The sequence below is a fragment of the Paenibacillus sp. N119s genome (assembly GCF_059447605.1).
Map to the genome: position 1 here is coordinate 1 of NZ_JCAJRU010000043.1, position 25,260 is coordinate 25,260.

Sequence of the window (25,260 nt, forward strand, 5' to 3'; positions counted from 1 at the left end):
CCATGTGCTGTTGAGTCTGCTGCACAGATCGATGAAATTGCCGGATTGGTCAAAGCTGCAGGTGCACAAGTTCTGCGTGGAGGTGCTTTTAAGCCGCGTACAGGGCCATACAGCTTCCAAGGAACGGGTGTTGAAGGTTTAATCATGATGGCTGAGGCGGGCCAGAAGCATGACCTTTTGACCATCACAGAGGTCATGACACCTGAATATGTAGACATCTGTGCGGAGTACGCTGATATTCTGCAAGTAGGTACACGTAATATGCAAAACTTCGATCTGTTACGCAAGCTGGGAACCTGCGGTAAACCCGTATTGCTCAAGCGCGGTTTCAGCTCGACTTATGACGAATTCTTGAATGCTGCCGAGTACATCTTGGCAGGTGGCAATCCGAATGTTATGTTATGTGAGCGTGGTATCCGTACTTTCGAGACCTACACTAGAAATACGCTCGATTTGTCCGCAATTCCTGTGTTGCAACAGTTGAGCCATTTGCCAGTCATTTCCGACCCTAGCCACGGTACAGGTAGACGTGAATTGGTTGTTCCTATGACAAAGGCCTCTGTAGCTGCCGGAGCGGATGGTTTAATTATTGAAATGCACACTGACCCTGACAACTCGATGACAGGGGATGGCGTACAGTCTCTATTCCCGGATCAATTTGCAGATTTACTGAAAGATTTGGAATTGTTGGCGCCCGCAATTGGTAAAACATTCCATACCCCTAGTGCCGTTTCTTAAGTTAATTATTTACACTAATGCATAAAAGTTTTGCAGCAACGCAGTGAATAGGAGTAAAATGACCTAAAGTCCGATGTTTCGGGCTTTTTGTGTTGTGCAAATGTTATCAAGAGCGTAAGCATATCTAACATTAGTTTAAAAAATACCTTACATAGCTATTGACCCGTGTCATGTTTGAGATTTATAATGACGACAGAAAAAACATTCGATCATGAACATTTCAGGGTTGTATAAGACTTAATGTTCGGAAAAATTGGGAGGAAGAAGACATGTCCGTTGAAAACGTATTGAAAACAATTCAGGAAAATAATATTGAGTGGGTAGATTTTCGTTTTGTAGATTTGTCTGGTCGTGCTCACCATATTTCATTGCCAGCTTCCGAAGTAGATGAAGAAACATTTGTTAACGGTGTTGCTTTCGACGGTTCTTCCATTCCCGGCTATCGTGGCATCGAGGAATCCGACATGGTTATGCTGCCCGATCCGGAAGCGGTTTTTATTGACCCTTTCACTCAGCATCCTACGCTGAATATTCTGTGTGACATTGCTACGCCAGACGGCGAAAAATATGACCGCGATCCTCGTGGCATTGCAAAAAAGGCTGAGGAATTTTTGCAATCTGCAGGAGTGGGTACAGCGGCATTCTTTGCACCTGAATCTGAATTTTTCATTTTTGATGATGTTCGCTACGAAAGCGGCATGAACAGCTCCTCCTTCTTCGTAGATTCCGAGGAAGCAGCTTGGAACACGAACCGTAAGGAAGAAGGCGGCAACTTGGCCTTTAAAGTGGGCGTGAAGGGCGGCTATGTACCTGTAGCACCAGTAGACACCCAACAAGACATTCGTAGTGAAATGTGCCGTTTGCTTGAAGAAGCTGGTCTGAGAATTGAGCGCCATCACCATGAGGTGGCTACGGCAGGCCAAGCGGAAATCAACTTCCGTTTTGATACACTCAAGAAAACAGCAGACAACCTGCTCGTTTATAAATACATTGTACACAACACGGCTCGTCAATATGGTAAAGTGGCAACATTCATGCCGAAACCGATTTTCGGGGACAACGGAAGCGGTATGCACGTTCACCAATCTATTTTCGATGGCGACACTCCTTTGTTCTACGAAAAAGGTGGCTATGCTAATCTGAGCGAAATGGCTCTTCACTACATTGGCGGTATTCTGTACCATGCACCTGCGCTGATCGCTTTGACAAACCCAAGCACCAACTCGTTCAAACGTCTCGTTCCTGGCTACGAAGCGCCAGTTAACCTGGTGTTCTCCAAAGGTAACCGTTCTGCGGCTGTACGTATTCCAGTAGCGGCTGTTACTCCTAAAGGCTGTCGGATCGAGTTCCGTACACCGGACTCCACAGCTAACCCTTACCTTGCTTTCTCAGCAATGCTGATGGCAGGTCTGGATGGCATCAAGCGCAAACTGAACCCAGTCGAACTGGGCTATGGTCCACTCGACACCAACATCTATGAGCTGTCTGATGCTGAAAAAGGCAAAATCCGCAGTGTACCTGGTTCACTGGATGAAGCTCTGGATGCACTGGAAGCCGATTACGAATTCCTGACTGAAGGCGGCGTATTTACGAAGGACTTTATTGATAACTATGTAGAGTTCAAACGTTCTGAAGCGAAATCGGTGAACATCCGTGTTCATCCACATGAATACAGCTTGTATTTTGACTGCTAATATTACATGGATAGCATAGCTGATTTGAATAACACTCATTAGCCTGCGGGGAATAGTTGTTGTTCAAGATAGGTCTCCGGTCTTATACCGGAGACCTTTTACCATTATGATAAATATTACAAAATAAAGATGTTAAATATATTAACATTCACAGCTTTGTCACATCATAAAGGAATTCAGAAACATTTTTATACAAGTCTTGAACGCATTTATGAATACTGCTATCATAGCGATAATATCCACACCAGAGTAGAGAAGGGATGGGAAATTGTTGAGTAAGAGAGCCTACAATTTTAATGCAGGACCGGCGGCATTGCCGCTCAAAGTACTGGAACGTGTACAAGCTGAATTCGTAGATTTCCAGGGAACAGGGATGTCCATCATGGAAATGTCTCACCGTGGAGCCGTGTATGAATCTGTCCATAATGAAGCGCAGGAACGTCTGCTATCTCTGCTGGGCAATCCACAAGGCTACAAGGTGTTGTTCCTGCAAGGGGGTGCAAGCACGCAATTTGCCATGCTGCCTTTAAATTTCTTGAGTGAAGGGCAGATCGGAAGCTATGTTATGACAGGCAGCTGGTCGGACAAGGCATATAAAGAAGCTAAGCTATTAGGCAAGGCTCACATTGCTGCTTCCTCCGCTGATGCGAAATATATGCGTCTTCCGAATGTGGATGCATTGGACTTGCCTGAGAATACTGCATATGTGCATATGACGTCCAACGAGACGATCGAAGGTACACAATTTAAGCAATTCCCGGATACGGGTTCCGTACCGCTGATTGTGGACATGTCCAGTGATATTTTTTGCAAGCCATTTGATGTTACTCAATTTGGATTGATTTATGCTGGCGCGCAAAAAAATCTGGGACCTTCTGGTGTAACGGTTGTGGTTGCCCGTGAAGAACTGCTGGCTTCCTCACCAGCTCATATTCCTACGATGCTGCGTTACAGTACTTATGAAAAGAATAACTCTCTCTACAATACGCCCCCATCCTTTGCCATATACATGGTGAATGAAGTGCTGAAATGGATCCAGGAGGAAGGCGGTTTGGAAGGCATCGAGCGTGTGAATCAGCAGAAAGCTGCTTTGCTATACGATCGTATTGACAGAAGCGAAGGCTTCTATCGTGGTTGTGTGGACAGCACTGATCGTTCTATTATGAACGTAACCTTCCGCCTTGCGAATGAGGATCTGGAAAAACAATTTATTAAAGAATCCGAACAAGCGGGTTTCATCGGCTTGAAGGGGCATCGCAGTGTAGGAGGGCTTCGCGCCTCGATTTACAATGCGGTTCCACTGGAGAACTGTCAAGCATTAGCCGAGTTTATGGATGGATTTAAGCAACGTAACAGTTGATTATAGAGATATATATTTCGATACACGATATTTAAAATCGAAAAAGTTAAAGAAGAGCCTTCCCTGAATGTGTATAGGGGAAGGCTTTTAGTGGTGTAGGGATATTGATATTTTTTTGTCAGTTGATGTCTATATTCCTCTGATTTTGTTAAAATGAAGAAAGTGTATGTTTTCATGTACACTTTTTGGTTAGATTTTATGCTGTTTGTCTGATGAATTTAATGATGAAAGGAACGAAAACTGATGCCATTACATATTGTGCTTGTCGAGCCGGAAATCCCAGCTAACACAGGTAATATCGCCAGAACTTGTGCGGCAACCGGAACGCATCTGCATCTGGTTAAGCCACTGGGCTTCCGAACAGATGATGCCACGTTAAAACGGGCGGGGCTTGATTATTGGTATGCTGTTCACATTGAGTATCACGAGTCTTTTGCTGAAGTACAAGAAAAATATCAAGACGGTCGCTTTTTTTATGCGACGACAAAAGCAAAACAGCACTATAGTGATATTGAATTTCAGAATGGAGACTTTTTGGTATTTGGTAAAGAAACGAAAGGTTTGCCTCCTGAGCTGCTAGCTGCTAATCCTGATACATGCATCAAGATGCCGATGTCAGATAAAGTAAGATCTCTAAACTTGTCGAATTCCGCTGCGATTATCGTATATGAAGCACTGAGACAATTGGATTTTCCAGGTTTATCGTAACGAACATCAATTGTTTAAGTATAAATGCGAATAAAGAACCAGGACCTTAGTTGCTAATAAAAGTTGCACTATTATTGCTCGAAAGTACATGACAGTAGAGCTTATATAAAGGATATAGGGTCATAAATTTGCGGAATTTCTCATTGAAAGCTAATGATAATTGGCTTTCCGGTCGATAAAAATATTATAGACATTCTGTACCATACTTTGTTATGGTTCATGATTTTATGAAAAAATGTAATAAAATTTCCTGCGATCAGCAGGATTCGACAAAAAGACAGCGAATACTACATAAAGAATAGTGTCTTTGTACCTAGTTTTTCGCCTGGGAAGAAAATTGTAAGTTATTACTTAATAGGAGAGGTGTACGATCACGATGAAACCTGCCGGTGTGGTACGTAAAGTCGATCAGTTGGGGAGAATAGTTCTGCCTAAGTCACTGCGTAAAAGATATCAAATGAATGAGGGAGATCCTGTCGAAATTTTGGTTCAAGGCGACCATATTATTTTGGAACGTTATCGTCCAAAATGTGTATTCTGCGGCTCAATTGAACAAGTAAACGATTTTAAAGAACGTTATATTTGTGCTCAATGTCTGACAGAAATGACACAGTACTCCTCCTAAATGAGGTGAAAAAGCATCACGACATTCGTTCGTGATGCTTTTTTTCGGATAGAGTTATGCTGAACAGCATATATTTATTTTGATAGTAAACTACACATAACTATTTATAGAATAAAAAATGAGTAGGGACTGGACGCAAATTACCATCTGATGGTTTATTTACGATTCGACCGTTTAGTATAAGGGATGATGAACCACCGCCGTCCAAATTATAAGCATCTTGAACACCCAGATTGTACATCTTCCCTTGGAGTTCTTCGAGCGTTGCACCTGAACCCCCGCTTTCATTGTAGCCGTCTACGACAATAATAAGCAGCTGATCATCTTTATAGTTGCCAATGACTGTGCGTGGAGCCCGCTTGGGAGAGACTTTCCATTTGTCAGGAACAGGCACTTTTTGGCCTTTTTGTAACAGAACGGGGACAAAGGTGGCTCCAAAGGCAGGTTTTAAGCTGTCAAGAATATCTTGGTTGTAAAATTTGCCCCCAATAAGCTTACCATCGTTACTCAATCCGACGAATGACAAATCCTTGAAGCTTGACTGAAAGCCGGTAAGGTAACGGCCGTTCAAGACAGTGGTGCTTAATGGATAGCGTTTTCCGTCTCCATCTGCAAATCCGCCTGCGTTGATGCCTGCAACAGCTCCGTGTCTCAGCACTGCACGCAGGGTCGTTTCTGAGCCACCCAATTTGTCATTTCCCAAAGACATTTTCATTGCTGTAGGATCTTTAAGTTTGATTTTCATTGCGTATCCATGATAAATTCCCGGGTTTACCTTAAACAGCTCAATGGTAATCCGGTTGCTATCTACCCGCTCATAAGGAATCCCCAGTTTGGCGGTGATACGCCGGTTGTAGATGACCTCGGGGCGTTTGGACTGCGTAGAGGCAGTCGCAACAAGCTGATTCATCGTTTGGGTCGTTTGTTTGTAGAGCTCAGACGTCCGGCGAATCGTAGATAAGGTGTACGCTGCTGTTTCCTTGGCCTCATCAAGCTGGGTTCCTACTGATTGCGTTTGTAAAGTGATTTCAGCTTTTTGCAGACTCGGAGATGTTGATTCAGGAAAGCGCAATGGGGGATGCACTAACAAAATACACCCTAACAAACCGATAAAAGGAGCAAGGGCCAACATAAAGAACCGGTTGACTTGCTTTGCGTCTATATTCATTTTAGCAAGTCCATTTTTTTCTGAAGTGTATTGAGCTGCTGCTTGACTTCGTTTAATTGGGTATACAGCTTATTGCTATTATCGGTCTTGTTATTAGCATTATCCTTTGTAAAGGTCAGTAGCTCGTTGAAGGACTGAACTTTACCCTGTAACCCGCTAACCTCCTTGGAAAGTGCTGTAAGTTGCTTTTCGTAGTCGGATTTAAGTGCCTGAATCTGTTGGTCTGTATGGGTTTGCATTTCGTTTAGCATTTGCTGCTTCAAGTGATTGCTATACAGATAGGTTGCGAGAGCACCTAGTATAATAAGAATGAACCAAAATAGCAGAAAAGTCTTTACGGGCAACCCCTTTTTTGAATTGCTCCGCCGGGCTTCGGCAGGAGGACGTTCAGGTGAAGCTTGCATGCGATTTTCAACTCCCGTATAAATTCAAAATTTCAGTCTTTATTGGCAGTTCCAATTCTATCATGGGCCTATTTATTTCGCAAAAGCGAAATAGCTATATAAAAATATTGGAAAAAGAGATTGCATCGGAAGGAAGTCCTAGGATACAATTTCCTTAAATCGTTTTCGCTTCCTATACGTTCACATTTACGCAATTCTACATAAGCAAGCTCTAATTTTTCGATTAATTTCGCTAACTATGTATTTTTTTGTCAAATCAGGAGGTTTAGATATGAGAAAAGTATGGCAGGTGGTCATCATAGATATCCATCCTACAAGTATGCTGGGAACAAAGCTTATTTTGGAAGACCAGCAGGATTTACTTGTCAGAGGGATGTCTTCCTCCGGCACAGAAGGCCTGGAGCTGGTTTGCTCCATTCGGCCGGAAATTATTTTAATGGACTATAGGTTGCCTGAGGGAACGGCGGAACCGTTTTTGACACAAATGCGGGTCTTGTCTCCGGACAGCCATATTGTTATTATGACGGATGAGGACAATATTACGTTGTTTCAGCAGTTAATTTCACTTGGGGCCAATGGAATGCTATCCAAGCAGGCGTCACCGAGTCAGTTAATTCACCTGATCAACGGTTTGCGCGAAGGATTTGCTTCTTTACCAATGGATTGGATTCGTTGTGGAAATTGGCCATTTATGCCGTTAATGGCTGCTGAGCCTTTTGACGAACTGACGCAAACTGAAGTTTTTATTATGGAACGTATTGTACAAGGAATTACATATGACAAAATTGCGATCGAGATTGAAGTTAGCCGGCGCTCCATTGATAATTATCTACGTAAAATATATGCAAAACTAGGTGTGTCCAGCCGGGCGCAGGCGATTGAACGTTATGCCTTATATGCGCGTCAGACGAAGCAGCTATATGCTTGACGCGTCAGCCCGGAGAACATGACTATTTTTCAGGAGAAGGAGGATGTTCATGCAATATTCCTTTGCTTCACGAACGGCTGCGATGTTGGCTTCTCCAGTGCGTCATATCCGGGAAAATGCGAGAAGACATTCCTTTATATCTTTGGCTGAAGAGTTGCCTGCACAAGAGCTGTTTCCGGTGAAACTGTTGGAAGAAGCGGCTCATGACGTTTTTGGCTCCGGCCCTGACGCCCTCCAGTATGGTGAACCGGAGGGCTATTTTCCGTTGCGGGCATGGCTTGCAGGAGAGTGGGAACAGCGTAAAGGAGTAAGAGTACCACCAGGTCAAATCCTTCTCACCACAGGCAGTCAGCAGGCCATAGACTTGATTGTAAGGCTGATGGTGGATGAGCGTGATCCGGTATTGGTCGAGAACCCGACATCCCCTGGATGTCTGCAGGTGCTATCGATGCAAGGGGCGCAGATCGTTCCTGTAGAATCAGATGGGGAGGGCGTTATTCCCGACAAGCTTGAAGCTTTAATGATCCGTTATCACCCCAAGCTTTTTTTTGCTACGCCAACGTTTACGAATCCAACAGGCTCCTTATGGAGCGCGGCTAGACGGCAGGAAATTTTGGACCTGTGCAGGCGTCATGAGGTGTTGGTCGTTGAGGAAGATTCTTACGGCGAGTTGCATTTTAAGCAAAAACACGAAACACATGATAAAAGTCCGCATGCCCAGAGCCGAAAGTTTGCAGAGGCCTACCCCTCACTATTCGCACTGGATCATGCGGGTCAGGGCGGTCAAGTGTTATATATCGGTTCATTTAATAAAACAGTTGCCCCTGCGCTGCGAACTGGCTGGGCAGCTGGTCCTGCGCCGCTGATTGAAGGGATGTACGCCTTGAAGCAACTGGCTGACGTGCAATCCAGTACGATGAACCAACGACTGCTATTCCAACTGCTGGCCAATTCGCGTTTTCAATGGCACGAGCACTTGGCGATGTTGAACAAGGAATACTCAACTCGACTCCAATTACTCCTTGAGTTGCTTAAGCGCCCGTTTTGGAAAGATGTGACGTATCATATCCCATCCGGTGGGATGTATGTGTGGGTGAAGTTGCCCGCAGGGCTGGATAGCGCCTTGCTGCTCAAAGCAGCGCTACCCAAGGGTGTAGCCTTTATGCCAGGGGCGTTGTGTGCAGTTGGCGATGAAGGTGCGTCCCATATTCGTCTTAATTTTAGTCACCCGGGCCGAGAACAACTGCTTATGGGCATGAATTTGATCGGTGAGACGATCGGTGAATTTACTGCGCGAAGCTAGCAAAAGTCACCACCGGGGTGAGTCATCCTCGGCCTCCACAATATTGGTGGAATAATCGCCGAATGCTTCCGCAATGTGCAGCTGTTCACCACCCTCGTTAAACTCTGCCGCCATTCCAGCGGCCGTTTCAATTCCCTGCTGCTGGAGCACCTCCGCATACTCGCTTAGAGCGGCTTTACCAAACGGAGTCAGCCGATAACGACCGCGGGCTACACGTTCAAACCAGCCATAGTAATTGCGCTGGAGCACGGCAGCAGCTCCGCTGACGGCTGCTGTACGGGCAAGCTGCGCCGGGGCGGCTTCTCCCAAACCCTGCAAAGCAGCGGCTACGCGCAGCGCTTTTTCCCGGTAGGCGGTGACCAGCTTGCGCCGGGTGCTCCCGCCGACATTGTGGTCACCGCTGCGTGCGTGAAATTCCCGCAGCAGCTTTTCCTTGCGCGAGCCGCGGCGGACGGCAGTCGTTTTGTGAACATTATCGCTAGGTCCCATGGGCTTACACAGTACCTCAACGAGCGGAGGCTTTGTTTTAAAATGCGTGACGGTGAGCAAGCCAAGCCCCAGTTGACGGCACAGTCCGACCAGCTCATTCCAGCGTTGATTCACCGCTCCTTTTTTGGCACGATTCCGTTCTACGGCTACATATACATTACTGCTTAGCTTCAAGCGTTGCATACCTTGCAGCACCAGCGCCAGGTTAAACGTCTTTTTTATCTCCACAATCAGTGGTGTTTCCTGTCCTGGCTTAATCCCCACCAAGTCGCAGTTGCGTACTTCTCCCTTGACTTCATATCCCAAGTTTTCAAAAAAGGTTTTGACCGGAGCGTACAGCTCCGTCTCATGCCGAACTGCCATGGACTCTCTCGCTCCTTTATCCCATTATTCCGAGCTTTTATTGTACCATAACGCTTCAGATCCGCATCGTTGTTGTCTATTTTAGCACAGTGAATCCCTTTGTTTTTTGGAAAAAGCCTAGAGACCTGTCACAAAAAATAGGTCAATTCTGAAATCAATCTGCATAGGTATGTATTACACTTTTTTTAAGAGGATCGCATCATATCCTGAAAGGCGTGACGAGTGTAGCCATAATCATCAAGAGTGGAGGATAGTCATTACGCAGTCATGGGAGGAACCGAGCATGAATATTTTTGACCGCCTTGCGGAGTACCGAGCGGAGAACAACCGCTTGGCCTGGAACGGCACTTTTAGAGAGTATATCGAGATACTCAAGAAAGACCCGACACCGGCGATGACCGCTCATGCACGGGTTTACAAAATGATTGAATCTTTTGGTGTAGAAGAGGTTGGAGGACATAAGCGATATAAATTTTTTGAGCAGGAGATATTTGGGCTGGATCGTGCACTAGAGAAGCTGGTGGAGGAATACTTTCACTCCTCAGCCAGGCGGCTCGATGTCCGCAAGCGCATCCTTCTTTTGATGGGACCTGTTAGCGGAGGGAAATCGACACTGGTCACTTTGCTAAAGCGTGGTCTGGAGAAGTTTTCAAGAACGGATCAGGGAGCCGTGTATGCCATAGAGGGCTGCCCTATGCATGAAGATCCCCTTCATCTTATTCCGCATGAGCTGCGCCCCGACTTCGAAAAGGAGCTAGGTGTGCGCATTGAAGGTAATCTGTGCCCATCCTGCCAGATGAAGCTGCGTACAGAATTTGATGGCGATATCGAAAAGGTGCGTGTGGAGCGGGTATTTATATCAGAAGAAAACCGGATCGGCATAGGCACGTTCAGTCCTTCTGATCCGAAATCACAGGATATTGCTGATTTGACAGGCAGTATCGACTTTTCCACTATTACCGAGTATGGTTCAGAGTCTGATCCGCGCGCCTATCGATTTGATGGAGAGCTGAATAAAGCGAATCGCGGACTGATGGAATTTCAGGAAATGCTGAAATGCGATGAGAAATTTTTGTGGAATTTATTGTCTCTGACCCAGGAGGGAAATTTCAAGGCCGGGCGGTTTGCGCTCATCAGTGCTGATGAATTGATCGTAGCTCATACGAATGAGTCGGAATATAAAAGCTTTATTGCCAATAAAAAGAATGAGGCGTTGCAGTCACGGATGATTGTAATGCCAATTCCCTATAATTTAAAAGTATCCGAGGAAGAAAAGATTTATGCCAAGCTCATTGGGCAGAGTGACATGCGGCATATTCACATCGCTCCTCATGCGCTGCGAACGGCTGCCATTTTTTCTGTGCTCACCCGACTGAAAGAAACCAAGAAGCAGGGGATGGATTTAGTTAAAAAGATGCGCATGTATGACGGCGAGGAGGTCGAAGGCTATAAGGAAGCCGATCTGAAGGAGATGCAAAATGAGTTTCTGGAGGAAGGCATGTCCGGCGTTGATCCAAGATACGTCATTAATCGTATTTCTAGTGCACTGATTAAGCAAAATGTGGAGTCCATCAATGCTCTGGATATTTTACGCGCCATTAAGGATGGCCTAGACCAACACGCCTCCATCACCAAGGAAGAGCGGGAGCGTTATCTGAATTTCATTTCCGTGGCTCGTAAGGAATATGATGAGCTGGCGAAAAAAGAAGTACAAAAGGCTTTTGTGTACTCCTTCGAAGAATCAGCCAAGACGCTGTTTGACAACTATTTGGATAACATCGAAGCTTTTTGCAATTGGGTAAAAATCCGCGATCCGCTTACCGATGAGGAGCTCGACCCGGATGAGCGGCTTATGCGCTCTATTGAGGAGCAAATCGGGGTGTCGGAAAATGCGAAAAAGGCATTCCGTGAAGAAATATTAATTCGTATTTCTGCGTATTCCCGCAAGGGGCGGAAGTTTGAGTATCACCATCATGATCGGCTGCGAGAAGCCATTGAAAAGAAGCTGTTCGCCGATTTGAAGGATATTGTGAAGATTACGACTTCGACCAAAACGCCTGATGCTAATCAGCTCAAACGTATGAATGAGGTGATTAAGCGACTAATAGAGGAGCATGGCTATACAGCAGCTAGCGCCAATGACCTATTGAGATATGTAGGTAGTCTCCTGAATCGGTAAGGCGAAATAATATGTAAAGTATGATGAAGATGAATTGCAATGGATGGTGACACGAAGGAAGTGAGATATTTAATCAACGTGTTTCCTATAAGTAATCCGGCAAGCACAGGATGTTTCATGTGCGGTCGGATTCTTTTTTAACTGAAATTACTATGAAAAAAGTTACAAACAATTCGCTGTTTTTTAACATTTTCTAAAAAGTTGCCGATAATTATGGTGATGTAAAATCTATGTAAACTATGATTTGGAGGATCTTATGATTCATGTCGCTGAGAGTAGATTAAAACAGATACAATATATTGGTATAACTGATGATGATTTGGCTTTATTGCATCATTATCAGGGACTTTTCCAATCGATTGTGAATGAAGTCGTGGATCGTTTTTATGAGCATGTAAAAAAGGTTCCCCATCTCATGTCGATTATCTCTAAATGGTCGAATATTGAGCGACTCAAGCAAACACAACGTGAATACTGGCTTTCTCTTGCAGATGGGAAAATAGATGATTCGTTTATCGAACACCGCCTTTTTGTGGGGCAGGTACATTCCCGGATTGGATTGTCTTCCGATTATTATTTGGGTACGTACATTGCTTATCTTGATATTGCAGTAGACATTTTCAAGCGTTCGGGGATAGAGGATTGGTATTCTATTGTGTACGCTCTTTCCAAAATGTTCAATCTCGATTCCCAGCTTGTGCTGGAAGCCTATCAGGAAAAGGAGAAAGAGCAAGTCAGCGATCTCGCCGATGAACAAACGCAGATGCTGACTGTGGTGTCCCGAATTGCACAAAATTTGACGGGGATGATTGCTGAACTTAGGGGAAATACCGATAATATCGCGAAGAATGCCTGCAATACTGCTTCTTCGCAGGAACATACAGAGGAACTGGTACTGCAATTGAGTGATGAAATTAAGCATATTGAACAGATGAGCAGTACAATTCGAGAATTGTCCGATCAGACTCATCTGCTGGGATTGAATGCGGCGATTGAGGCAGCCCATGCGCAAGAAGCAGGACGTGGCTTTCAAGTGGTGGCACAGGAAGTGCGCAAGCTGGCATCTAATTCAAAGCAAGCACAGGAGCAAATTCAGCGCAAGGTGCTGGATATTGCCCGTATGCTTGACAGTGTGCAATCCGAAACCGCTATCACCACAGCCAGTGCCCGGCAACAGGCCTCCAGCTCGGAAGAATTGGCTTCCTTCACCAAGCTGATTGAAACCATGGTGAAGGAATTGGAGATGCTGCAGCATTCCTCAGAAATAATGAAGGTATAAGATACACAAAAAACAGACCTCATCGCCCGGTCTGTTTTTTACTTAGTTCCCCCCCCCCCAACTGATTATAGCAGCGCTCTAAGTTCACGTCGGTATTTGTTCAAATGCACAAACGACGGAATGACACGCTTCGCAGAACGAAATCCACCTATTCTGATGTTGCGAACGACATGATAGGGAGAAATCAGCAATGCGTGAAGCAGGCGCAAGTCCTGGGTGCTCAATGGTCGGTATCGTTGATAGAAGTCGATCGCGCGCAGCATCTTTGTCGCATTCCAAAGACAATTCCGATGAAGAAGATGAGAGAGATCTTTCATCCTTACATGTAGGGAACAATTTTCAAAGTCGATCAAATAGATTTTGAACTGCCTGTCTTTGATCAGATTGGGATAGTTATAGTCACCGTGTATAAATGCAGTCGCTTTTTGTTCCTGCTGGATTGCTTCTCGAACTTTGGACTGCTGTAGACGATCTAATACTTCTTCACAAAGAGCTACGAGATGGGCTGTGCCTTTGTAAAGGCTGAGGCGTTTTTTATATCCAGCTACTTCATCACTCAAGCCTTCATAACGGATTCTGGAAGGCGGTGTTTCCGTGGCAGGAAAGCCTGCGGCATGAGTGTGGAATTTGGCTAAAGTAGCAATGCCCTTTTTGAAGTCTATTCTTTTTGTAAATTCCGGTCTGGGTCCATGAACCCAATTGGTTAATGTATACGATATACCTTCATGGGTCATATAGGCAGTTTGCTGTACGGTTGGATAGACCTTTTGGCTACGTGTAAACCCGCGCTCATCCAGGTAGGACAAGACACGTGTAATAAAGCGAATCTCTTCTTCCGGGAATTTATAAGGTTTTAAGCAGTAGGTTGTATTAGCGGTTTCAATCTTGTGAATGTCCTTTATTTGGCGGCTACGCTGAATTTTAATTCCATACATCTGCTCAACGCTTGATAAAATCGACATTTTGCCCCTCACTTTCTTTTATGGACGGGTCCATTCCTGCAAAATATGGATGATTTGTAATCGAAGAGGCCACGACTGATCCCAGTTGTCCAGGATTTCGCGGTCTCTTGAACGATTTGGATGCCGGGAAGCATGCCAGGCTTCTCGTGGCAATTTATATAAAGCTGTAACAATCTTCCGTTCAGTACGGCTTAGTGGTTTACGTTTTTGGTATCCTTTCAACAAGGATTGCACAAATTCAGGATTGAATTGGGTCGTATTCATAAGAGCCTTTGCCAAATCAGCATAGACTGAGCCAATCTTAACCCGATCCCAATCAATGATTTTGAGCTGACCGTCATCAGAAATAATGACATTCGGGATGGTGATATCACCGTGAATCAAGGAGGGATGCCGACGTTCCACTCGAAGCAGTCTTATGATGGATGCGTCCTGCAAATCCTTCCATGCCCGCCTGGATAAACGGTTACAGTCTTTGCCGTGAGTGTTGTACCAGTTGCGGTACTCTTTATCCTGGCGGCTGACTTTTGTCATTTTTTTTTGGAAAAGACGGTCTTGGTTTTTCCATATCCGCAATTGTTGAATGGTTGGAGGGGGCGTTCCTTTCTCCGTCCAATGCAAGCCAGTGGATGTGGCATGAAGGGTGGCGAGGGCCAGCCCCAGTTTTTCGTAATCGTCAGCGGTTTCCAGTCCTCGTCCTTTGATCCACTGACTTACATAAAATGGTGTTCCTTGATCTAGTGTCCATAGCTTGCCGGAATGAGTGGGGAGCCATGTGGGCATGTAGGTATACTTTCTCTTTTTCAAAAGCCTTATATAGCTCGCAACTCGTTCCATCTGTTGAATCGTATTTGAATATACCACCTTTGAACGACTAAAGGGCTTTAATGCATAAATCCCCTTTTTCGTTTTCACTTGGATGACTGCATTTTTTCGATATAGAGATGAGACTAAGCTTGATTTTAAGGGAATCAGGCCGAAACGACGGGTGATTTTGCGAATTTGTGCTTTGGTATAGGATTTCGCCATAAGAACCTCACTTGACTTTTAATTGAAGAAAAAGGTAATCCTCTGTTAGTTATCAGTCTATTCATGAGGAAATAATAGGTGCAGTTTTATGTAGGTATTCTCAGCCGATACGGAAGTATTTTAGCGTATACAGACAGTAAGACATTCGGTAAAATACAGACTGGAACGAATACACGATATGACGAATTTTGATCTTGACGATTCAAGTGAGCAGTTTATATACCATACATGTCTAATTCATTATTATTTGTGGGAATATAAGTAGTTGAACGTTTTTTTGGGGCAGGAGGGAAGGACATGGATAAAAGAATACTGATAGCGGACGATGAGGCGAGTATTCGGAATGCGCTAGCCTATGCGTTAAAGCGGGAAGGTTTTTTGGTGGAAACTGCCGTGGATGGAGAGGACGCATTGGAAAAAGTACATATGTTCCACCCGGATGTGCTTATACTGGATGTGATGATGCCCAAACTGGGCGGATATGAGGTGTGCCGTCGTTTGGAAAATCGGAAAGGCATCGGTATTTTACTGCTAACCGCTAAAAACGATATCGTCGATAAGGTGCTCGGCCTGGAGCTGGGAGCAGACGATTTTATGAGCAAGCCGTTTGACCTGAGAGAACTGCTCGCACGTATTAAGGCATTAGTAAGGAGGCTGGAACGAGAAGGAGCGCCTGCGCCGGAAGGAACGGAAGTAATACTAGGTCCATTACGAGTGCGTCCATCCAGCCGAACAGCTGAACTTGGAACAAAAGCATTGGATCTGACCCCCAAGGAGTTTGATGTGCTGGCTCTGCTGGTGTCCCATGCAGGGAGGGTGTATACACGGGACGATCTGCTGGAACAAATATGGGGCATCGATTATGTGGGGGGGACGCGGACGGTGGATATTCATATTCAGCGCTTGCGCAAAAAACTGGAGCCGCACCAATCGATGCTGCAGACCGTGTATGGAATCGGCTATAAGGCGGAGAAAATGACGTGAACGAACATCATTCACTCCATCCGGAAGGAAGCTTGCAGTCTACTAACCCGCAGAAGCGCAAACGTAAGCGTACAGGCTTGAGTCTACGCTGGAAATTTCCGCTGGTACTGGCGGCTTTACTGCTGTTTACAGTCGGTGTGCTGAGCTGGCTCGTGCTTACTGGTATTCGTGCTAATCAGACAGACCAAATGGAACGCGGCTTAAAGCGTCAGGCGGAAATCGTGGAAATGCGCGTAAAACAGTCTTACCTGTTGGGAGCTCGCCAATTACCCGAAGACTTCATGAAAAAGCAAGCCCCTCAGCTTGCCGTGGAACTGGGCGTATCCAGTAATATGCGCGTTATTTTATATGATAGCCAGGGGCATGAGGTTGGGAATTCTCTACCACTGGCTTATAGAACAGATGTCAGTCAGGCGCTTTCTTATGCGCTCCAAGGGAAAATTGCATATATTACAGAAGGTAGCTCAGTTACTTATCTGGCTCCGCTTCAAGGTCCAGACGGCCTGCTAGGAGTGGTGCAGCTTCATAGCTCAACAGAAGCGCAGCAGCAGTTTTACCAGGCCATTGCCTGCTTGTTTTTATGGACAGGAGGGGCGGTGCTGGTCTTAAGCTTTATTCTGGGCTTAGTTTATGTCAGCCGCCAGACGAGGGACATCGGACGACTGACTCGCGCTTCTGAGCAGATCTCGGCAGGGAACTATCCAGAAGCCAGATTGCTGCGACGGCAGGACGAGCTGGGAAGGTTAGATGAAGGGATGCTCCAGATGAGTCATGTGATCCGGACAAGTATTACCGCGCTCGAAAATGAAAAGCTTCGCCTGGAAGAAGTGGTTCAGCGTTTGAGAGAGCTGGAGCAGCAGCAAAAGGCTTTTATCGGCAATATCAGCCACGAACTGAAGACTCCGTTGACCTCTATTCAGGCTTATGCTGATTTGCTGGATATGTATGGGGATGATCCCGAATTGCTGCGGGAAGCGAGAGAAAGTATCGCTAAGGAAACCAAACGGTTGTATGAGCTTGTCGAGGATTCGCTAAGACTAGCTGTGCTGGACAAATACGATTTTGAATTACATACGGAGGAAGTTGACCTGCATTTGCTGCTCGAAGACGCTGGTAGTCGAATCCGCGGGAAGGCTGCGGCACGTGGACTGAATTTTTCGATGGATACCCTTCCTGCTAAGGTGTGTGGAGACCCTAAGCATCTGATACATATTGTACTGAATTTACTGGATAATGCAGTGAAATACAATCGGGACGAAGGCTGGGTTACGTTATCCAATCGAGTGGAAAAGGACACCGTGACCGTGTATGTACGCAATTCCGGTCCATGGATTCCGCGGGACAAATGGGACATGATTTTTGAGCCGTTTGCGACCTTAAGCCATGATCGTTCTCGTCAGGACAGTGGCACGGGACTGGGTTTGCCTCTGGCACGCAGACTGGCGGAGCGCATGGGTGGAGAGTTGCGGCTTACAGCTTCGGAGGATAGTGAGTTGGAAAAGGGCAATGGTCATTCAGGTGCAATTGGCAATGAATTTTCGCTCAGGCTACCCCTATTGGTTCACGAGGGCTTCGAGTAATTAAGTCGCTCTACGTCTTTAGGGCTGGGAATGGTGTCTTATTTACAACTTGGAAACAATTCGATGTATTCATGAGATGTTCAGGTATTAAGCTGGGGGTAACGATAACAAGGAGGCCGTTATACATGATGAAGAAAAAACTAGACAGCTATGGACAAAAGAACGGCCTTCCCCGGCTCGAACATCCCTATGCATGCTTTTTCAGACACAAAGTCACAGGGTTGCTCATGACTGGCTTGATCGCTGTAGGGTTGCTCAGTGGCTGCAGCATTAAAAGCGCAGGAGAGACCCATCCATCATCTGGTATGAAACCGGGGCAAAAGCTTACTGTAATTGACATGGATGCAGCTCGGCAGCAAGTATCGGACGAGCTGGTGGTACAGTCCATTGACAGGCTGGGGGATGTCTACGCGAGGTCATGGCTGAGTAATGAAGAGTTGATTGTAGAGCGTCGAAATCAGTTATGGATTCATGATGTAAAGACCAACCAGGAGCGAGTTTTAACACCAGGTCGTAACACTCTACAGTTACTTGCTGTGGTATCACCAGATCAGCGGCATGTCTTTTTTACGGAGGGCAGCGCCAGCAGCAAGTATGATATTCAGGGCTATATTTTAGAGCTAAGCAGCGGTAAGGTTACATCGGTTGGCCAACTGGACATGACTAACGAGGTAAGCTGGGGTGATGAGAATCATCTCATTACAGGTACACCAGACGGTAAGATACATCTGATTGGTCTGGACGGCAAAGCAGAACAATTAAGTTTTCAAGATCCGAATCTCTCAGAATTAATCGCTCATGTCGAAAAAGTGGGTAACGCCATATTTTATACAGGCCATGATAAACAAGGGTATCCGGTGCTGAATCGGTTCACTCTCAATCATCCTCAGGTTGTGACTGTTGCAGAGGGAGTCATGTCCTTTGCCGTGTCGCCTGATGGTAAATCTATTGCCATTGAAAAGCGGAAATGGAATACATCCGAACCAGCCCGTATGATCATTTTGGACGAACAAGGCAAAGAGAAAGGAAGCGTTGGTCAAGGGACTTTAATGAGTCGTGGAAGCTGGTCCAGTGACGGGACCAAGCTTGCTTTTTCCATTTATGATGAGGATCAGCAAGGAATGAGAGGGCTCTATGTATTTGACCAGTCCACAGGTAAAACCACTCCCGTTACGACTGATATCCAATCCTATGACAGCCCGACGGTATGGAGCCCTTCCGCCCGTTTTTTATCCATGTACCAGAATATTTCGGAAGGTGGAAAACAACTGAATCAGAGCTATATCGTCGAATTTAAGGAAAAATAGTAAAAAAAGGCGCATTTCTTTCTTCGGAATGCCCCTTTTTTTAATTACGCTGACTATTCGATTGCGTATTACTATACAAACTTGCGATGATGCTTTTTCCCATCATATGAAAATAAGGCGAGCTTCCCCTCAATCATCGTTTCCAAATGAACGGCTCGCCCCCATAGTTGGTATACATATGGAAGCGTGCGCTCCATATATTTTAAATCCAGTTCAATGCCTTCATACTGGTGCTTAAGCTTTAACTCACCCGTATGCAGATAGTCTCCGTCCTCAACGACGATGTAAGGGGAGCCTCCATTTACGCGTGAAAACACAAGCTGATCCCGTATGTTTTCCCAGGATTTATCGGTAATTTTCCAGTCCGGTCCCCGTTTCTCAAACACGTACAGATCCAAATCCTCCGTTAGTTGCTTGGTCATGTAATTGCGTATAAAAGAGGTATCCGAATCAAACTCTCGCACCTCGAATATTTTAGCCCGGCCCTCGCCCGGTTTACGTCCTTGGCGCTCTTGCTCCTCGCGGGTCGGATTATCCCATCGCTTTTCAATATCTTCAAATATTTTCAGTCCCAAATAATACGGATTCAAGCTTTGCTTGGAAGGCTGTACAACAGAAGCGTTCAGCATGGCAAATTCAACGGTTTCATCCCCAGTCAAATCCAGTTCTCTGACAATCCGTTGATGCCAATAAGAGGCCCAGCCTTCATTCATGATTTTGGTCTCCATTTGGGGCCAGAAATATAACATTTCATCCCGCAGCATCGTCATGATGTCCCGCTGCCAATCCTCCAGTACTTCGGAGAATTCCTGAATAAACCAGACGATATCTTTTTCAGGTTCTGGTGGGAACTGGCGTACCTTAATACCCTCGGTCTCAGCCGAATCATGCTGCTTTACTGTGTCCAGTGACCACAGATCATCGTAAGGTCCGGTTGGATGCTGGTGTTTTTTGGGTTCTTTTTGCTCCATGATTTTGAGTTCCATGTATCGTTGTTTATCCAGATGCCTTGGTTTGATGAGCTGTGGGTCTACATGTTCTTGTATCGCCAGTACAGAGTCAATGAAGGATTCCACGGCCTTTGAGCCGTACTCCATTTCATAGCTGCTGATCCGTTCTGCGGTGGCAGACATACTCTCTACCATATTGCGGTTGGAGGCCGAGAAGCGGGCGTTATGTTTGAAAAAATCGCAGTGTGCCAGTACATGGGCGACAATCAGTTTATTTTGCACCAAAGAATTTCCATCTAGCAGGAAAGCGTAGCAGGGATTGGAGTTAATGACCAACTCATAAATTTTACTCAATCCAAAATCGTATTGCATTTTCATCTTGTGAAATGTTTTGTCAAAACATAATCAAAATGAAAAAATCCACTCTATGTGGTGTCGGCCATCTTTTTCTAAGACAACATGTTTAATTAGCTTTCTTATCGCTGTTTTTTGTTCTTCCTCAGTGAAATAGTCCCAAGCACTCCCGATATCCGAAATTACTGCACGTACTGTCTTTTCGTCGGCTGTCGGTAGTTTATTGTCTGTTAACTCATCAATGTCATTTTCGAGTAATTCTCTTTTTTCCTCTAGTTTTCGGATTCTATCACTTACTGAAGATGCCTTTAAATCACCTGATTCAATTGCATCATAAAGGTTTTCTAGGTTCGTGTTTACCTTTTTTAGTTCAGCCTGCAATTGTTCATAGCTGATTTCATCGTCAGGCATTTCTTTTTCTTCATTCATTAATTCAGTTATCTTTTCAGGGTAAGTTGCTAAAAATTTAATTTGATCCACAACAAACTGTTCAATATTTTCTCTTCTGAAATACCCTAAGTTGCATTTGCCAACCCGATCTTTAATTCTGACATGCTGCTTTTTACAGGCATAAAGTTCGTAATTATATTCTTTGTCTTTTACTTTTGTACATCTTTTTACATGTACGATATTACCTTCGCAAACACCACATTTCATAACTCCCGTAAGCAGAAAGTCCCCTTTCGGAAGTGCACCATCTTTTCGTTTCACCGCTTCGGCTCTAACTGCGTCCCATAGTTTTTGACTTATAATAGGCTCCTGTAAACCGTCAACTATTTGCCCAGCGTTTCGTAATTTCCCAATATAAACAACGCGCTCTAACATATCCCTTATAACGCTGTGATCTATCATCCTTTCATTTGTTCTGCTTGCTGCCCATTCTGCTATTTCTAGCCGTGAGTGTCCTTCGCTGTACATTTGGAATATGCGTTTAACGATTCTAGCTTCCTCCGGAACTATCTCTAATTCTTGAAGTTCTTTGTTCCACTTGTAACCAAATGGGACACGTCCACCGTACCATCTTCCAGTATTCACCCTTTGTCGTCTTCCCATCGTAGTTCGTTCTACAATCATATCGCGGTCTAGCTGGGCAAACACTGCCAAGACGCCGATCATCGCTTTGCCGAATGGCGTAGAAGTGTCAAAAAGTTCAGTCGTGCTTGTAAAAGAGACATTGTTTTTTTCGAATATATCCTCAATGATAGTCATTACATCTTTTTGCTTTCTACTCAATCGATCCAATTTCCTTACGATGACAGCGCTTATTTTCCCTTCTTGTATATGTCGCACCATCCGCCTAAACGCCGGTCTCTCCATATTTGTTCCTGTATAGCCGTCGTCTATATATAGTTTAAAATGATCCAGCCCTTGTGATACACAATAAGCAGTTAGCTTTTCCTTTTGGGCATCAATTGAGTATCCTTGTTCAGCCTGCTCATCTGTAGAAACCCTTATGTAAATAGCAGCGTGTTTCAACGCAATCTCTCCTTACATATCAATAACAATTTTTTTTAATTTCCCCAGTATTTTAATCGTGTCTTGATTTTCTTCTGTCCTAAAAATGGGACCATACTTGTCGGGATTTTCTGATTGAAGTACCATTATGCCGTCAGTTTTAAATACTCTTTTCAAGTAAACCTTTTCATTAATGAGAACTGCTGCGATTTCGCCTTCTTCAACGTCCTCTTGTTTTCTTATGAGCAACAAATCGCCATTATGTATACGTGCATTTATCATGCTGTCACCTTCAGCTCTGACATAGAAGAATTCTCCGCCTTTAACCCATGCTCTTGGTGTTTCTTCATATCCTTCAATATTTTCGTATGCAATTATTCCGTTTCCACAAGATACAGAACCTACGATCGGTACTTTTATCATGTCTAGCTCATTTAAATCGACACCCAAAAACGCTTCGGCCCCTTCAATTAATTGTGATACCTCAACATTTAATGCTTCAGCGATATCTGATAGACGGTCAATATCTATTTTTATTTCTCCATTTTCGTATCTTTGGATAGTTTTTTTTGTAACGCCTACTTTTTCCCCTAAAGTTTGTAAGCTGTATTTACGGATATCTCTGTATTTCTTTATGTTATCACCCACTACATAATAAAATAATTTTGACTCATTTTTGTTAGACAATCAAAAAACCGCCTTCCTCTTAATGTTGTAATTATTATATACATAAAAAGACACGTTATACAAGAAAAATTTATTTTTGTGTCTTTTTATGGTTGACCCAATCAAGAAACAAGTGTTATATTTGGTGTGTCGAAAAAAGACACAAAGGAGGTGGGCAGTATGCTGATTTCTGTAAAGGCAGCAAGAGTGGAAGCAGGTCTAAAGCAAAAAGAAGTTGCGAATATACTGGGTCTTTCTCTGACCGGATATAATCGCAAAGAAAATGGGCATGCAAAATTTTATGTTGATGAAATTATGCTTTTAAGTGAACTAACTAAAACGCCGCTAGAAAATTTTTTTGAGGTAAGGTGTCGTAAAAAGACACAATGAAATATCGTCTTAATAAGGTTGTCCACTATTACAGCAATCATACACATGGATATAGGGAGGGATGATACATGCACATAAATATGTTCCCACAAGAAACTCAAGACTTCATCCACGAGCTATGTGCCAAAGCGGTGTTGAGGGCTATAAAAAACGGGACTTTTAAAGACAACAAGCCGCAATTATCTGAAAAAGAATTTGAATCAAGTGACTCCTAAATGGAGTCATTCTATAGGACAAGCTCAGGAAGGTGGAACAGTATGACTCAATTAGTATTCATTGAAAATGGACGAGCCGTAACAGACAGTTTGACTGTTGCTCACGAATTTGGAAAAGAACACAAAAATGTTCTACGTGACATTGAAATCCAACTTCATAAGTTGGCAGAAGCTGATGAACAGGAATGGGGTGTGCTCAACTTTGAGCGTACCCAGTATAAGAACGAGCAAAACGGACAATGGTATCCCAAATTCGATATGACAGAAGATGCTTTTGCGATTGTGGCAATGTCATACACAACCCCGGAAGCAATGAAAATGAAGGTGAAGTTTCTTACTGAGTTTAAACGGATGAAGGAAATGCTACTTAATCCGCCTGTACCAGTACTTGATTCTAATGCAGCAATCGCAATTGCTTTGAGGCAGACTGCTGATGTAATGGACAAGCTTCCACAGATTGAAAGCCGTATGGATAGGATCGAAAACACTACAACGATTGACTATGGACAACAGCGAGCCCTTAAAAAAGCTGGAAGTTCAAGGGTGGTTGGGTTTCTTGGAGGCAGAAAATCAGCAGCTTACAAGCACAACGGCATTCGTTCTAGCGCATACTCTGCTTTGTGGAACGACTACCAAGAATACTTTGGCATTAACTCTTATAACAACACATTGAAGAAAGACTGCGAGCGCGGCTTGAAGTATGTAGCCAGTTGGACGCCGCCTAACAATCTAATGATCGAGATTGAAGAAACGAATGGTCAGAAGTTATTTTAATTCCCTATTAAGAAAGGAGATTGATCATGTTTGACGCACAACAACGTTTAAACGCACTTGAAAATATGTACGATACATTAGCGAATAACCCAAGTTGGGTACATCCCGACGTATCTCAGGCATCTTTTGGCTGGATGCTTAAAGAGATTTTAGATCTGCGTGTTGCATTGGGTGTCTCATGATTACTTGCGGATGCGGAGCTGAGGCAAAGTATCTGGTATACGAACATGAGGAACCACACTGCAAAGAATGCATGTTGGACGCAGTTGAATGTAAAAATCAGGTGCTTGTGAGGGTGATAGACGATGCATATGCAAGTAAGGTGCAAAGGCAGTAGTAGTTACGCGGATCTGTGCGCTTTATCCCAAGTAGGTGGACAAGCCATAGAGCATCCGAACGGAACTGTGATTTTCAAATTCAGCAGCGATGTAACATATCAGGAATATCGTCGAATTAGACGTGAGCAGAAGGAGGGGGCCAAACGTGAAAATGCCGTTAGAACAAGCTATCCGGGTTCTGGAGGAACTTCAAGCTGAAACTGAAATCCGTGGTAAATCGCTCAATAACATCGTAGAACCATTGCTAATCTTTCGGGATGGTAAATTGCAAAATGTTTTAGAGGCATTGTATGACGTGCGTAATGGTATGGAAAGCAAAAAGACTCCGGTTGCAGCCGAAGTCCAGTCAAACACTTATAAATAACAATTTACGGAAACAATATCACATTTCTAGGAGGATGTAAATATGTCCGATGAAGTCAAACTTAGTCTATTCCAAAAAATAAGTGCCGTCATGCGGGATGTAGAGTACCTTTCCAAAGACGACAAGGTAGAGTTTAACAATACCAAATATAAAGCAATTAGCGAAGAGAAAGTAACCGCCACGGTACGCGCCAGTCTCATTAAACACGGCCTTATTGTTATTCCAGTTGAACAAATCCACACAAAGGCAGGCAATCTGTCAACTGTGGATGTTAAATACAAAATCATCGACATTGATACAGGAGATTTTGAAATTATCGTTTCTTCTGGTACGGGGGCTGACACGCAAGATAAAGGCGTGGGCAAAGCTATGACCTATTCATATAAATATTTGTTCTTACGTACGTTCGCTATCCCAACAGGTGAGGACCCGGATAAGGTGAGTAGCGCTGAACTGGACGACAAGCAGCGAAAGCGCGAGGAAGAAGCTAAGAAGCCGCCAGCCGCTTTACGAGCTAAGTGGAAGATGCTGAGTGGTGGCAAGCTTGACGGTTTTGATGATTGGGTTGTTCAGCAAACAAAAAAAGGATGGAGTTATTCAGACATGGAGCAAGCCCTTTTGACCAAGATAGACGAGAAAAAAGCAGAGGAGGAA

General features: G+C 44.4%; 26 protein-coding genes and 1 pseudogene. 19 read left to right on the plus strand and 8 right to left on the minus strand.

What is annotated here, in order from left to right; translation table 11 throughout:
* The 5 genes from aroF to AC5V8P_RS07675 form a co-directional block, all read left to right on the plus strand.
* Positions 1-738: 3-deoxy-7-phosphoheptulonate synthase (gene aroF, locus AC5V8P_RS07655; RefSeq protein WP_495473595.1), on the plus strand; the 738-nt coding region annotated here is incomplete at its 5' end.
* 269 nt (positions 739-1,007) lie between these two features.
* Complete coding sequence (gene glnA / locus AC5V8P_RS07660) at positions 1,008-2,432, plus strand: type I glutamate--ammonia ligase (RefSeq protein WP_063209902.1); 1,425 nt, start codon at positions 1,008-1,010, stop codon at positions 2,430-2,432.
* Positions 2,433-2,700: 268 nt separating this feature from the next.
* Positions 2,701-3,792, plus strand: coding sequence for a 3-phosphoserine/phosphohydroxythreonine transaminase (gene serC, locus AC5V8P_RS07665; RefSeq protein WP_081276704.1), 1,092 nt, complete (start codon positions 2,701-2,703; stop codon positions 3,790-3,792).
* 243 nt (positions 3,793-4,035) lie between these two features.
* Positions 4,036-4,500, plus strand: a complete 465-nt coding sequence (gene trmL / locus AC5V8P_RS07670) for a tRNA (uridine(34)/cytosine(34)/5-carboxymethylaminomethyluridine(34)-2'-O)-methyltransferase TrmL (RefSeq protein WP_064795307.1) — start codon at positions 4,036-4,038, stop codon at positions 4,498-4,500.
* 376 nt (positions 4,501-4,876) lie between these two features.
* Positions 4,877-5,125: an AbrB/MazE/SpoVT family DNA-binding domain-containing protein gene (locus AC5V8P_RS07675; protein ID WP_014599574.1), complete on the plus strand. Its 249-nt coding sequence runs from the start codon at positions 4,877-4,879 to the stop codon at positions 5,123-5,125.
* A 100-nt stretch (positions 5,126-5,225) separates the two neighbouring features.
* Here AC5V8P_RS07675 and AC5V8P_RS07680 read toward each other — a convergent pair whose 3' ends face one another.
* The gene (locus tag AC5V8P_RS07680; RefSeq protein ID WP_064795306.1) at positions 5,226-6,293 is read right to left on the minus strand and encodes a phosphodiester glycosidase family protein; all 1,068 of its coding nucleotides are present in this window, start codon (positions 6,291-6,293) and stop codon (positions 5,226-5,228) included.
* On the minus strand, positions 6,290-6,697 hold the full coding sequence (locus AC5V8P_RS07685) for a hypothetical protein (RefSeq protein WP_063209899.1): 408 nt from the start codon (positions 6,695-6,697) through the stop codon (positions 6,290-6,292). Before AC5V8P_RS07685 ends, AC5V8P_RS07680 begins: the two co-directional genes overlap by 4 nt.
* A gap of 271 nt (positions 6,698-6,968) precedes the next feature.
* On the opposite strand from AC5V8P_RS07685, the gene AC5V8P_RS07690 reads away from it, so the two are divergent.
* Both AC5V8P_RS07690 and AC5V8P_RS07695 read left to right on the plus strand, forming a co-directional pair.
* The gene (locus AC5V8P_RS07690) at positions 6,969-7,625 is read left to right on the plus strand and encodes a response regulator transcription factor (protein WP_063209898.1); all 657 of its coding nucleotides are present in this window, start codon (positions 6,969-6,971) and stop codon (positions 7,623-7,625) included.
* Between the two features lie 49 nt (positions 7,626-7,674).
* Positions 7,675-8,928 carry an aminotransferase-like domain-containing protein gene (locus tag AC5V8P_RS07695; RefSeq protein WP_064795305.1) on the plus strand — a complete coding sequence of 418 codons (1,254 nt, stop codon included), beginning with the start codon at positions 7,675-7,677 and terminating at the stop codon, positions 8,926-8,928.
* Between the two features lie 6 nt (positions 8,929-8,934).
* Here the strand turns inward: AC5V8P_RS07695 and AC5V8P_RS07700 are convergent, their stop codons facing one another.
* Positions 8,935-9,780, minus strand: a complete 846-nt coding sequence (locus tag AC5V8P_RS07700) for a DUF2161 domain-containing phosphodiesterase (RefSeq protein ID WP_064795304.1) — start codon at positions 9,778-9,780, stop codon at positions 8,935-8,937.
* A gap of 283 nt (positions 9,781-10,063) precedes the next feature.
* Between AC5V8P_RS07700 and AC5V8P_RS07705 the strand changes: the two genes are divergently transcribed.
* Together AC5V8P_RS07705 and AC5V8P_RS07710 are read left to right on the plus strand one after the other, a co-directional pair.
* On the plus strand, positions 10,064-11,959 hold the full coding sequence (locus AC5V8P_RS07705) for a PrkA family serine protein kinase (RefSeq protein WP_063209892.1): 1,896 nt from the start codon (positions 10,064-10,066) through the stop codon (positions 11,957-11,959).
* A 256-nt stretch (positions 11,960-12,215) separates the two neighbouring features.
* A complete protein-coding gene (locus tag AC5V8P_RS07710) occupies positions 12,216-13,238 on the plus strand; it encodes a globin-coupled sensor protein (protein ID WP_064795303.1) in 1,023 nt (340 codons plus the stop codon).
* A 65-nt stretch (positions 13,239-13,303) separates the two neighbouring features.
* Here the strand turns inward: AC5V8P_RS07710 and AC5V8P_RS07715 are convergent, their stop codons facing one another.
* Both AC5V8P_RS07715 and AC5V8P_RS07720 read right to left on the minus strand, forming a co-directional pair.
* Positions 13,304-14,200, minus strand: coding sequence for an aminoglycoside phosphotransferase family protein (locus AC5V8P_RS07715; protein WP_064795302.1), 897 nt, complete (start codon positions 14,198-14,200; stop codon positions 13,304-13,306).
* Between the two features lie 18 nt (positions 14,201-14,218).
* Positions 14,219-15,229, minus strand: coding sequence for an aminoglycoside phosphotransferase family protein (locus AC5V8P_RS07720; RefSeq protein ID WP_064795301.1), 1,011 nt, complete (start codon positions 15,227-15,229; stop codon positions 14,219-14,221).
* A 127-nt stretch (positions 15,230-15,356) separates the two neighbouring features.
* Between AC5V8P_RS07720 and AC5V8P_RS07725 the strand changes: the two genes are divergently transcribed.
* The 4 genes from AC5V8P_RS07725 (at position 15,357) to AC5V8P_RS07740 (ending at position 19,100) form a co-directional block, all read left to right on the plus strand.
* Entirely contained in the window at positions 15,357-15,494 is a 138-nt protein-coding gene (locus AC5V8P_RS07725) for a helix-turn-helix domain-containing protein (RefSeq protein WP_142611895.1), read from the plus strand.
* A gap of 32 nt (positions 15,495-15,526) precedes the next feature.
* Positions 15,527-16,213 (plus strand): response regulator transcription factor, encoded by a 687-nt coding sequence (locus AC5V8P_RS07730; protein WP_063209884.1) that lies wholly within the window; start codon positions 15,527-15,529, stop codon positions 16,211-16,213.
* On the plus strand, positions 16,210-17,793 hold the full coding sequence (locus tag AC5V8P_RS07735) for a sensor histidine kinase (protein WP_064795300.1): 1,584 nt from the start codon (positions 16,210-16,212) through the stop codon (positions 17,791-17,793). The genes AC5V8P_RS07730 and AC5V8P_RS07735 overlap by 4 nt, the downstream gene beginning before the upstream one ends.
* 125 nt (positions 17,794-17,918) lie before the next feature.
* Positions 17,919-19,100: a hypothetical protein gene (locus tag AC5V8P_RS07740; RefSeq protein WP_064795299.1), complete on the plus strand. Its 1,182-nt coding sequence runs from the start codon at positions 17,919-17,921 to the stop codon at positions 19,098-19,100.
* Positions 19,101-19,171: 71 nt separating this feature from the next.
* Here the strand turns inward: AC5V8P_RS07740 and AC5V8P_RS07745 are convergent.
* The 3 genes and pseudogenes from AC5V8P_RS07745 to AC5V8P_RS07755 form a co-directional block, all read right to left on the minus strand.
* A pseudogene (locus tag AC5V8P_RS07745) lies at positions 19,172-20,449 on the minus strand (SpoVR family protein); the annotation flags it as partial.
* Between the two features lie 6 nt (positions 20,450-20,455).
* Entirely contained in the window at positions 20,456-21,880 is a 1,425-nt protein-coding gene (locus tag AC5V8P_RS07750; protein ID WP_231116692.1) for a recombinase family protein, read from the minus strand.
* 12 nt (positions 21,881-21,892) lie between these two features.
* Complete coding sequence (locus AC5V8P_RS07755) at positions 21,893-22,546, minus strand: LexA family protein (RefSeq protein ID WP_081276703.1); 654 nt, start codon at positions 22,544-22,546, stop codon at positions 21,893-21,895.
* Positions 22,547-22,705: 159 nt separating this feature from the next.
* On the opposite strand from AC5V8P_RS07755, the gene AC5V8P_RS07760 reads away from it, so the two are divergent.
* From AC5V8P_RS07760 to AC5V8P_RS07785, 6 genes are all read left to right on the plus strand, one after another.
* On the plus strand, positions 22,706-22,915 hold the full coding sequence (locus AC5V8P_RS07760) for a helix-turn-helix transcriptional regulator (protein ID WP_064795297.1): 210 nt from the start codon (positions 22,706-22,708) through the stop codon (positions 22,913-22,915).
* A 68-nt stretch (positions 22,916-22,983) separates the two neighbouring features.
* Entirely contained in the window at positions 22,984-23,130 is a 147-nt protein-coding gene (locus AC5V8P_RS07765; protein ID WP_155762502.1) for a hypothetical protein, read from the plus strand.
* Positions 23,131-23,172: 42 nt separating this feature from the next.
* Positions 23,173-23,904 (plus strand): ORF6C domain-containing protein, encoded by a 732-nt coding sequence (locus tag AC5V8P_RS07770; protein ID WP_231116691.1) that lies wholly within the window; start codon positions 23,173-23,175, stop codon positions 23,902-23,904.
* Positions 23,905-23,930: 26 nt separating this feature from the next.
* Positions 23,931-24,086 (plus strand): hypothetical protein, encoded by a 156-nt coding sequence (locus AC5V8P_RS07775; protein WP_155762501.1) that lies wholly within the window; start codon positions 23,931-23,933, stop codon positions 24,084-24,086.
* A 301-nt stretch (positions 24,087-24,387) separates the two neighbouring features.
* Positions 24,388-24,606, plus strand: a complete 219-nt coding sequence (locus tag AC5V8P_RS07780; protein WP_064795295.1) for a hypothetical protein — start codon at positions 24,388-24,390, stop codon at positions 24,604-24,606.
* 42 nt (positions 24,607-24,648) lie between these two features.
* Positions 24,649-25,260 (plus strand): ERF family protein (locus AC5V8P_RS07785; RefSeq protein ID WP_495473596.1); only part of this gene is annotated, 612 nt, incomplete at its 3' end.